The sequence below is a fragment of the Xanthomarina spongicola genome, assembly GCF_003148645.1.
GTDB lineage: Bacteria > Bacteroidota > Bacteroidia > Flavobacteriales > Flavobacteriaceae > Xanthomarina > Xanthomarina spongicola.
Genome location: NZ_QGGP01000012.1, coordinates 1 through 11,053, shown reverse-complemented (window position 1 = coordinate 11,053; position 11,053 = coordinate 1). Strand labels below are relative to the sequence as shown.

4 protein-coding genes and 1 pseudogene are annotated in these 11,053 nt (G+C 33.8%); 3 read left to right on the top strand and 2 right to left on the bottom strand.

All coding sequences use genetic code 11. From position 1 onward, the window contains the following. Positions 1 to 6,899, bottom strand: a 6,899-nt coding sequence (locus tag LX78_RS14390) for a DUF7948 domain-containing protein (protein ID WP_170109857.1), incomplete at its 3' end; no start/stop codon positions are given. 405 nt (positions 6,900 to 7,304) lie between these two features. After that, complete coding sequence (locus LX78_RS14385) at positions 7,305 to 8,075, bottom strand: helix-turn-helix domain-containing protein (protein ID WP_109683478.1); 771 nt, start codon at positions 8,073 to 8,075, stop codon at positions 7,305 to 7,307. Positions 8,076 to 8,390: 315 nt separating this feature from the next. Here LX78_RS14385 and LX78_RS14380 point away from each other — a divergent pair. From LX78_RS14380 to LX78_RS14370, 3 genes and pseudogenes are all read left to right on the top strand, one after another. Continuing rightward, positions 8,391 to 8,585 (top strand): annotated as a pseudogene (locus LX78_RS14380) (Fic/DOC family N-terminal domain-containing protein); the annotation flags it as partial. A gap of 224 nt (positions 8,586 to 8,809) precedes the next feature. Then, positions 8,810 to 10,018: a tyrosine-type recombinase/integrase gene (locus LX78_RS14375; protein ID WP_109683477.1), complete on the top strand. Its 1,209-nt coding sequence runs from the start codon at positions 8,810 to 8,812 to the stop codon at positions 10,016 to 10,018. Between the two features lie 50 nt (positions 10,019 to 10,068). Next, a complete protein-coding gene (locus LX78_RS14370; protein ID WP_109683476.1) occupies positions 10,069 to 10,911 on the top strand; it encodes a tetratricopeptide repeat protein in 843 nt (280 codons plus the stop codon). Positions 10,912 to 11,053: the final 142 nt, after the last annotated feature.

The following is an 11,053-nucleotide window of genomic DNA, read 5'->3' as shown; positions in this document are numbered from 1 at the left end:
ACTCCAACATCAGTTGATGTCACTCCATTTGCTGGACCTCCAGATCCTGTAAAGCTTCCTTCATAGCTTATAAATTCAATCAAGTTTCCATTATTATCAGCTAATGCGATACCATCTGGCGCTCCATTTTGTATGCCTGATTCTGAAAAAGATACTGCTCCATAACCGTTTCCTTCGTCATCTATGCTTCCTGATAAGTTAATGGTACTATAAGGTGATCCTCCATTTCCGTTATAAAATACAATACTATATCCTGTTAAATCTAATCCTGCTGTTCCTGCTACTTCTACAAACTCGCCTACATCTGAACCTGAATTATCATAGTGGAACTCATTAATCCAAACCGATGGTGGTGCAGCAGAACCTCCCGATGGAATGTCTGCACAGGTAAATGCTGTTTGTGAAACACTTACAGATAAATTAGTTGAACAATTATCTGTTTCATTTAAAGTGTAATCATTGATATCTAACGTACCATTGCCTGCATCATCTAAAGTAACGACAATGTTTGTTGGGCAATTAAATGTTGGGCCTTCACTATCCACAACCACCACATCAAAAGTACATGTTGAACTACCAACAGCATTTGTAGCTGTTACAGTAACAGTTGTTGTTCCTACTGGAAAAACCGTATTTGGATCTTGAGAATAACTAATCGTTGAAGCAGGAATTCCTACTTCATCTGTAGCACTAAAATTAACCACTGCACTACATAATCCTGCATCTGTATTCTGAGTAATCTCATTTGGACAAACTGCCACAGGAGCTACACCTACAACACTTACTGTAAATGAGCAAGTTTCTGTATTTCCAGAGGTATCAGTAGTCATATACGTTACAACCGTATTACCAATTGGGAAAGTGTCACCACTACCCAAACTAGTTGTTAAATTAGTTGAGACTATACCACAATTATCAGAACCAACAGGTTCTGTATAAGTAACAATGGCACCAGCTGCACTAGTTGCAACTGCGCTTATATCAGCAGGGCAACTAATTGTTGGTAATTCTGATTCAACAGCAGGACTTGTAAATGTATCTGAAACCAAATTACAGGTAGTTACCACAATATCTGCGATACATGCATTGTTTAAGAATGGTACTGTAACCTCAATTTCATTATAATTTTCTGAAGTAATCGTTGCATTATTTCCATTAATAGTAACAGAATTTTGACCTGGATTAAAATTTGCACCAGATATTAGTAGCGTATTATTTGGTATTACCGAACTTGTATTAATACTGGAAATAATTGGATTACTAACAGTATAGCCATATGCTAAAGATGTTGCACCACAAGCTGATGTAACTATTATATCGCCATTACAAATGTTTGCTGGGCTTATAACTGTAATAGATGTAGCACTTTCATTTTGAATATTAATACCTGCTTGTCCGCCAATAGTAACCATATTTCCTGAAGCACTAAAATTAGTACCATCTATTACAATAGTGGCACCACCTTCAACAGGTAGTATATCTGGAGTCACATTAGTAATTGTTGGTGCATCTATAGTATATGGTAATGATGCAATTGAAGTAAGTGCACATGCATTAGAAACAAGAACATCTCCTGAGCAAATATCTGCTGGAACTGTTATTGTGATACTCGTTGCGTTTTGTGAAACTATTGGAGCATTTGTGCCATCCATAGTAACCACATTATCTATATCTGTAAAGAAATTACCTTCAATTACCACCTGATCTCCAGGCGAGAAATTTACTGGGTTTATAGACGTCAATACAGGGCTTGGAGATTCAACAAGTATTTGTTGTTCGCAAGTAGTTTGGTTTCCTGAAGCATCTGTAGCTGTCCAAGTAATAGTAGTTAAACCAATTGGATATATTCCTGAGGCGTCACATGAGTTAGTTAGATCATTCGTTAATGTAATACCATTAAAGCCTGAAATCCAGTTTGAATTGCAACCAGATAAAGCAAAATTGTTTAGTGTTCCATTATTGCCATTTCCTGATGTGTCTGCTGCAACAGTAACACCATTATTATCTGAATTGGCTACACCTTCATTAAAATGATATAAACCAATTAAACCAGATTGTGCTGTTAATTCATTATTGAAATTTGATTGTATTTCTGATGGACTTCTAGACACATTCCAAAACCTTAATTCATCTAGTCTTCCTTCAAATCTATTTAGTGGAGATGAAGGTCTTTGTCCTATAAATGCAGAATTAATAGTAATAACATTCGTATTACCACCAGCTGAGTAGGTCGTTGAAACATTACCATTTAAATAAATGTTATTATAGATTGAACCATTACTTGTAATAGCTATATGATTCCATCCAGCAGGAAGGACATCTTTAATTGACAAAATACCACCACCACCTGCAGTAACAACACTTAATGTTTCACCAGAAATAGAGCTTGTTACACCATTTGTAGCAATGTAAATAAGATCTGAATTATTAAAATTAAAAATCATATCATAATCACCTGTTCCATCAATAGTCGAATTAGAATACATCCAAAACTCAATAGTTTGTGCGTTACCAACATTACCAATACTCACGAAATCATCAACACCGTCAAAGTCTAAACCATTACCATTTTGGCAATTATCACTTACTATAGGCGAAACAATTGTTAAATTAGCATCACATTGACCAAAGTCTGTAGTTGCATTAATATTAGTACATGTTATACTTGGTGGTGTTGAATCTGCAATTACCACATTCTGTGTTTGCATAACTGTATCACCATTCCCATTAGTATAAGTCCAAGTTACAATTGTAGTCCCAAGAGTAGTTATAGGCAGTGTTGTATCTGTAGTTGCTGAAGTAGTACCACCACAAACATCAGTTGCAGTTGGTGCTGTTAAACTAGTTACTTCACACTCCACATTAACATCTGGTAAAGTAGCTACATCTGGTATTGGTAATAAAAAGCTTAAATCTGGAGCACCTACTGTATGTGTTCCATTGGTTAAGCAACCATTTGCTGCCATGATACTATAATCGAAAGTTCCAGCAGTAATCCCAGAGAAAACTCCTGTTGCATTTGTAATATCATTAAAGGTATAAATAAATGGTGCTGAATTGTTAGCATCAGGAATAGCAGTTACTGTTAATTCATTTCCTGGGTTAACACAAACATCATCTGCTGCAAAAAAGCTACTATAAACCGAAGTAAAGAATGTTGTATTTGGTGGAGTACTCGCGTTGTTATAAAACTCGGTTATAGGTTGGTTGGTACCTTGTACTTCAAAAGCAAACCATACTTGAAAATCACCTTGCTGACTCACATCTAAGGTAGACCAGTCTAATCCTAATCCTGGTAATCCGGCTTCGCCTCCATCTACTATATTATTTGGTATAGAGCCAACAACACCAGCACTCATTGGCGATGTTCCTGTAGCTCCTACAGGTTGTATTTGCATTCTAAATTGCGTATTGACACTTTGTGGCTGTCCATTTTGTGGATTAGTCCATGTTAATGGTGCTGTGCTATAAAAAGTAGCCACACCTGTATTGGTATCTAAACTTTGGAAAACCATAGAGCCTGTTGGGGCTTGACTACTATGTCTTGGATTTTCTATATTATTAAAAGTAAACCATAAACCACCATAATTAGTAAGTATAAGGTCAGTAAAAACCCATGTATTACCACCTACTTCTCCAGGATTATTTCCTGCAGAGGCAAAAGTATAATCGGTACCAGCTATAAAATCGACACCATATTCTAAAGGTGTTACTGGTCCATAAGTTACATTAGTAACAGCAAAGTTTACGTTTACTGGGTTGTTATTATCTGGAGTGGCTGGAATACAATCGTTATCTAAACCATCACAATTTATTTCTGGTGCTCCAGGATAAACCGTGTCATTAGTATCGTCGCAATCTTGGTTGTTTGTTGCATAACCTGCCTGTAAACTACACAGAGGCGTTCCAGCATCATTAGCATTACCAAAACCATCATTGTCGGTATCTGCATAATAAATAACTTCTGCCAATCTGGTAACGGCAATTGTATAATCTTGTGTTGTGCCACAAGCTTCAACAGTTATAGTTATGGTGTTTAACCCTTCGCTTAATGATGCATAACCATCACCTGAAACATTTGTAGCTGGCAAGGTATTAGAAGCTGTAGCACTAATAATGGTTTCGGTAATCGTATTACAAACACTAGCCGAATAATTAAACGTATTAGCATCGAAAGCTGGTATCAGTGTTACATCTGTACCAGACAAGCTAGCCAAAAAGGCATCTGGTAAGGCATTCTCATCAATATCGCCATCACAATTATTATCTATACCATCGCACAATTCATCTGCACCTGGGAAAACAGTATCATCGTTATCATCACAATCACAGTCTTCTACGCTCACACCATCTCCATCACTATCTGTTGCATTAGCTTGTACACCTATAGTAAAAGGAGTTACAATCTCACAACTGGTATCTGCCACTTCGCGTATGGTAATGCTGTAACTACCTGCTGCTAGATTACCAATAGGAAACGCAAACGGGTTACTACCTGGCGTACCCAATGGTATCCAGTTATTTCCACCATCTAAACTACCTTCTATGGCTACTGGAGCACTAGTAAAGTTAATACTTATTTGGGCTTCCCCATCATCTGTAGTTGTACATGTTGCATCTGTTATGTTTGTCGTGACGCTTGTGAGGTTACATGTTACAGGCACATCAAATAAAAACTTGTTTAACACAGGATAATAACTACCACTTTGTGGACTCGTTTGGTAAGCACCTGAAGATACTATCCAAGAAGGATTATTACTTGTAGAACGGGTAACAAACCCACAATACAAGGAACCAGCATGATATGCTAAACCACCAACTTCTGGCATATCATAATCATTTGTGCCTAAATAAGAACTATAAAGTAAGGTGCTGCCATCAGCACTTAATTGGGCAATATGTTTTTCCCAATGTCCAGTATAGCCTTGATGTCTATCTCCTGTGGTAGGCATATTATAAGAGTATGTCCCTGTCAACACAAATACATTATCCGCTTCATCTACGTCAACATCAATTAACCAATCATTACTATTACCTCCCCATGTGGTACCCCAAATACGTTGACCACTGGTATTAAATTTTAAAATAAAAGAATCAAAAGCTCCAAAATAATTACTGGAAAAAGAGCCAGGAGTGTAGGCCCATGCATTAGATCTATTATCCCAAGTCACACCACCAACTATCACACTATTATCTGAACATATAGCTATGGCACTCCAGTCTCTTTCAGCACCTTCCTGAGAACTAAAATATGGAAATCCTTGCTGATAATTGTCACCAATGTAGGTGCAGTAATTTAATGCTTGCCCGTTGTTTGTAAAACTGGCTAAATAAAAATCATAAACACCATTATTTGTAGGTTTAAAAACACCTGCTGTAGTTGGTAAATTAACGCTATTGGTTCTACCCTTTATAATAATATTATTGTTATTATCAAATTTAATGCCATGCCTATGTGCCACATCATAGTTATTACCACCAAAGTAAGAAGACCAAACGAGGCCTCCTAAACTGTTAAATTTAGCTACAATATTATCTGTAGTACCACCTATATATGTCGGATATAAACCATTTACAATAGGCATAGATGTGTTTTGCACTGTGCCATAAAAAGCAATTTCACCACTACTATTTACATCAACCCCATGTCCAAACCATTCTTGACCTGGCCCTCCAAAATATGTAGACCATCTTAAAGTACCATCAAAACCACGCCATTGCGATAAAAAATAATCGTAACTGCCATTAATGGTTTGATCATGAGTATTACCTGTAACTGGTAAGTTGGGACTGGTCGTTGCTCCAGACAAGACAAATGTATTTCCTGGACCCTCTGCGATTGCAGGACTTGCTTCAGTTGATGTACCCCCAAAATAAGTCCCCCAAACCAAGTTGCCATTGGTGTTAAAATGCACAATACGTATATCGTAATTGCCGTTAAACGTCGGATCAAATACCCCTGGAGATACAGGGTAGCTTGTCGCATTTGTATTTATTGCCCAAAACACTCCATTCGTGTTAGCGGCTTCATCCATTCCTAAAATAATATTATGTTGCCCATTACTAGCGGTATAGTAAGTTCCCCAAGCTCTGGTCGGGTCTATAATAAGTGTTTTATTTGGATTATAATCTTCAAAATTAAAAGATAGAATATTACCATTTAAAACATAATTTGATTTTATTGTTTTACTCTCTTGAAATACTAAAGGTGCCCCTTCAATAATCTCACCTAAATGAGATTTTATAACTAAATCACCTGTATTGTTGATATTAAATTCTGTTGTGCCATCAATCTCAAATTGAATTACGTCTGGGTTACCACCAGGTCTTACAATAAAATCGTATTTCATACCACCATTTTTGGTGTATAAAATCATATCTATATTTGGGTAAATATTTTTGTAGGTTACCTTTTCATATGAATATACATGCTCTGCACGAATATCACCCAAATAAAAGTTATCAAAAACTTTATCTTGACCTGAAGTTACAATGCTAACTTGGTCTGAAGTACCTACTAGGTTTAAATCTATACGATGCATTTCTATAGTGAAATCTTCTGGAACATTTTCGGTACCATTAGGCATAGTGCCATTTTCAGAATAGGTGATTTCTTTGTCTTCTATATTATGTTTTTCAAACACATAAGAAATACCATCTTTCTTAAAATACGTTCGAACACCATTAGCATAGGATGTAAATAAAATGTCCGGACGAGGATTGCCATCGGTATCTGTAATTTGACCTTTGTTTTCTTGATATAGAATGGTGTTGTTTAATTTACCAAGAATATTATTTTCAGATTGAATACCCTCTTCACATTGAATACTACTTTCATAAGTATCCATATAATCATTCTCAAATGAAACATATTTTGAAAGTGGGTGTGAGTCTAACATGTTAAATGCTATTTCAGCATTTACAGTGATAGAACAAAAAAATAAAAGGGCAACAGAAAACTTAAAGAAAAGACTTTTCATCGTGTTTGGTTGTTAGTTAATAGCATCACCACAACACAAAAATTATGAATAATACGCAGGGCATACTATCCTTAATGGATATTTAGAATGTAAAATTTATGTAGACTTTGGTTGGTTACAACAGGTATTGAATTAAAACAGGGGGTTTTAAATAGTGACTCAGTTAGAATCTACTAAAATCACCCCTTATTTTAAAACACTTGTTGATTAATAGCATGATAAAGTTGCACAAAATTAAGGCAACATACAATACTCAAATTGAGTATTATTATCTTTTTTCGTTAAAGGGATAGTTATTTAGGTTGTAGGTATGTAAGTACATGCTTAAATAATGGTTTTATTCATTTTTAGCATACCAATAAGTTCTCCAGTAGACGAAATATGTAGTTTTTTTAAAATATTGCGTCTATGAGTGTCTACTGTATTCGAACTAATATCCAACTTATCAGCGATATCTTTACTGCTATAGTTTAAGACCAATAATCTTATAATATCGCGTTCGCGATTGCTAATGCCATCTGTCAATAATTTTTGAGAAAAATTATTATAATACTTGGTCTCGTATTCATTTTTGGTATTCAGGAGTTTTGCAGTAGCCGTTACTGGTAAAGGTAGTTTAGATCCTACTACTGTATAGTGTGCCAGCCCAATAATAGGTTTCATATTTGCATCGAACTCCAGTGGCGTGGTGTTTTGTATGATATTTACGTATTGGTCTTCAGCGTTTTTAAAACGGTAATTCCAGGTGTAACTCATCCGTTTACGTAATTCTATAGGGATTTCGGCTAAGGTAAATTCCATCAAGGCGTTTAAGGCTTTTAACCATAACTCAAGATCTTCTGGGTGAATTCTACTCCAAAAATAACGCATGCCTTGTTTCTTTAATAATTGAGCATCTATACCTAAACAGGCTTGCATATTTTTACTAATAAATTCAAAACTTAAATTCTGGGTATTTGTTAAACAGAAAAACGTAGAACTATACGGCAAATAGGTGTCAAGCTCTATAATTTTCTCGATATGTTGCTCTAATGAAGGTTTATAATACGATTTAAAGATTTCTTTATAATGACTTCTTACATTATGAATTTCCATATAATTTGTTTAAGAATACTATTTTGAAGTAGTAAATTAGAATAATTCTTTAAACCAGTATGAAAATATGGTTGAACACCAATATTTTTCGGTGTAAACAAGGTTTGATTCGCTTTTCTGGACTAGTTAACTATAATTTTTAATAATTAATTTAACCTATAACCTTTTATTAAAAAATGTGATTATATAAAATTAATGAATTTAAACTTTAAGAAGTTAATTAGTAACTCCTCTTAAAGTTAACATTGATAAGCAAATTAAAATATTTTATCATTTTGAAAACTTATGATAAAAAAATTAATATTTCTATACATAATGGAATCTAAAAAATTGAAAAAGTTACCTCTTAAACAAGATATTGAAACTAAAAATGTTCTTAAAAAATTAGCTTCAGCTCAAAGAGCGTTAGCTGAGCTAAAAGGAATAGTTTCTAGTATTCCGAATGAGAACATATTTATAAACACTTTAGGACTTCAGGAGGCTAAAGACAGTTCTGTCATTGAAAATATTTGAATTTATTAGCGAAATATAACATCCTAAGAAAAGAAAAGCTAGGAACTGGAATCACTATGTAAATGAGAAGATGATTAACATTCTAACTCTTAAAGACTAAATATTTACTTTTATAAAATTGCCACTTTACTTAAATATTTTTATTAGAAAAAAGTAAAAACTAGCATTAAAGTTAAAGACTTTTAATTCATTTTAGTTAACTTTATATATTTCAACATATTATGAAGCAAACTATAACTCTAAAACCTCTTCAGCATAAAAACAAAAACCACATAGCAATTGGATTTGTGTTTAATGATAAAACAAAATCTTACATTAAAAATTTTAATGGTGTTACATGGAGTCAAACAAATAAAACTTTTTATGTAACTCAGAGTGATCAAACATTACATGAGCTTTACAACTATCTACTAAAGGGTGGGTTTTACATTGATTATAGTGCATTAAAATATGTAAAGAAAGCTACAATAACATCTGACAGCAAGATAAAACCTCCAGACAAAGTCATTTTATATCAAGAATTAAACTTGAATCAAAAAAAACTCTTAAAAGAGTATGTAAATTATTTACGTGGTAAAAGGTTAAGCGAAAGTACCATTTCATCATACGGATACTTTATTCTTCGATATTTAAACCTCCATAAGGACATTGAAAAAACAGATTGGAGCGTACGTAACATTCAGTATTTTATGGAACAGGTTATTGCTAAAGAACATTATAGTATTAGTAGCCACAGACAATGTGTTAGTGCAATAAAACATTTTACAGCTTTTTGTAATTTAGATGATTTTGATGCTAGCAATTTTAAACGTCCTAAAAAAAGTAATTATTTACCAACTGTTTTATCAAAAGAAGCCATTATTGATATTTTACAAGTAACCAAAAATTTAAAACATCGTACAATAATTGGGTTACTATATTCAGGAGGACTACGAATTGGTGAGCTTTTAAATTTAAAGCTGAACAATTTAGACCTTGATAGAAGCCAAATACTAATTAAAAAAGGCAAAGGTCGTAAAGATCGTGTTGTAGGAATGAGTCAAGTAATCAAACCTTTATTGGCAAATTATATTTACACCTATAAACCTGTTGATTATGTTATAGAAGGACGTGATGGAGGCATGTATTCGGCAAGCAGTATTCGAGCATTTTTAAAACAATCGTGTAAATTAGCAGGCATAAATAAACCCGTTACACCACATACTCTAAGACATAGTTATGCCACACATATGCTAGAAAACGGTATTGATTTACGGTACATACAAGAATTATTAGGGCATGTTAAACCAGAAACCACAATGATTTACACACATGTAGCTCAAAAAAATATTATGCAAATACGTAATCCATTAGATGTTACAGTTGAAGAGCTTCAGGTAAAGGACAAAGGCAACAAGAAAGTGTTGATATCCCGAAATTATAAACCATAATTAACTATATTTGAGTTTATATAACAAGTTGTGCAACATTTGACCAAAAAATGAAAAATAACATCAAAATATTGACAATTCTAATATTTGCTACCATTTCTTCTTGTGGTCAAAATGATAAATCTGACAAAGATATAGCGGAAAACAAACTGATAGAATTAAATCCTAACAAAGAAAAGCAGCAAGAAATTATAAATGAACATCTGAAAAACGGAGCGTGGAAATACGAATTATATTCAAGAGAATGGCAAGAAGAAATTGACAAGGGACTAGAAAAAGACAGTACTATCGCATATTTATGGCAACAAAAGGCAATGCCAATGTTCAAACAGGCAAAATATGAGGTTGGAATGGAATATATTGACAAAGCTGTGAAATACGACCGACAGGATTGGCAAGATTACAGAGCATTTATAAAATGTATTTTTGCAAAAACTTATCGAAATGCCATTACAGATTTTCAAGATTATAAAAAAAGGTTTGGATATGGCTATGTAATGGACCATTCATATGATTTCTACATTGGACTTTCCTATTTGCAATTGAATGAATTTCAAAAAGCAGAACAGATTTTTAAACAAGATTATGAATATCAACTAAAAGAAAAAGGGAAAGATTGGCTTCATCATTTAGACTTGTTTTACTACGGAATTAGCAAATATGAGCAAAAAGACTATTCAGGAGCTATTAAAATTTTCGATAAGGCTTTAGAAATCTATCCCGATTTTTCAGAAGTACAAATTTTCAAATCGGATTGCTTAAGAAAAACAGGAAAAATAACAGAGGCAAATGAATTACAGAAATTAGGAGAAATTAATGGTCGCAACGGAAATACAATAAACGAAGACAATGTGATTTATGAAAAGTATCCTTATCAAATAAGATGGTACTGAATAAAAAACGTTGCACAACAACGTGTATAACTAATTGCTAGTCTGTGTTTACTCGGAAAATCCTACGGATTTTCCTAATGGTTCGGTTTATTTTGTTAACTTAGTTCTTGCCAACGCAACTAGCCATAACACAAACACGTTG

Excerpts from the sequence above, each read along its gene's own strand:
- LX78_RS14385 (WP_109683478.1), bottom strand. The coding sequence starts at position 8,075 with ATGGAAATTCATAATGTAAGAAGTCATTATAAAGAAATCTTTAAATCG.
- LX78_RS14375 (WP_109683477.1), top strand. The coding sequence starts at position 8,810 with ATGAAGCAAACTATAACTCTAAAACCTCTTCAGCATAAAAACAAAAAC.
- LX78_RS14370 (WP_109683476.1), top strand. The coding sequence starts at position 10,069 with ATGAAAAATAACATCAAAATATTGACAATTCTAATATTTGCTACCATT.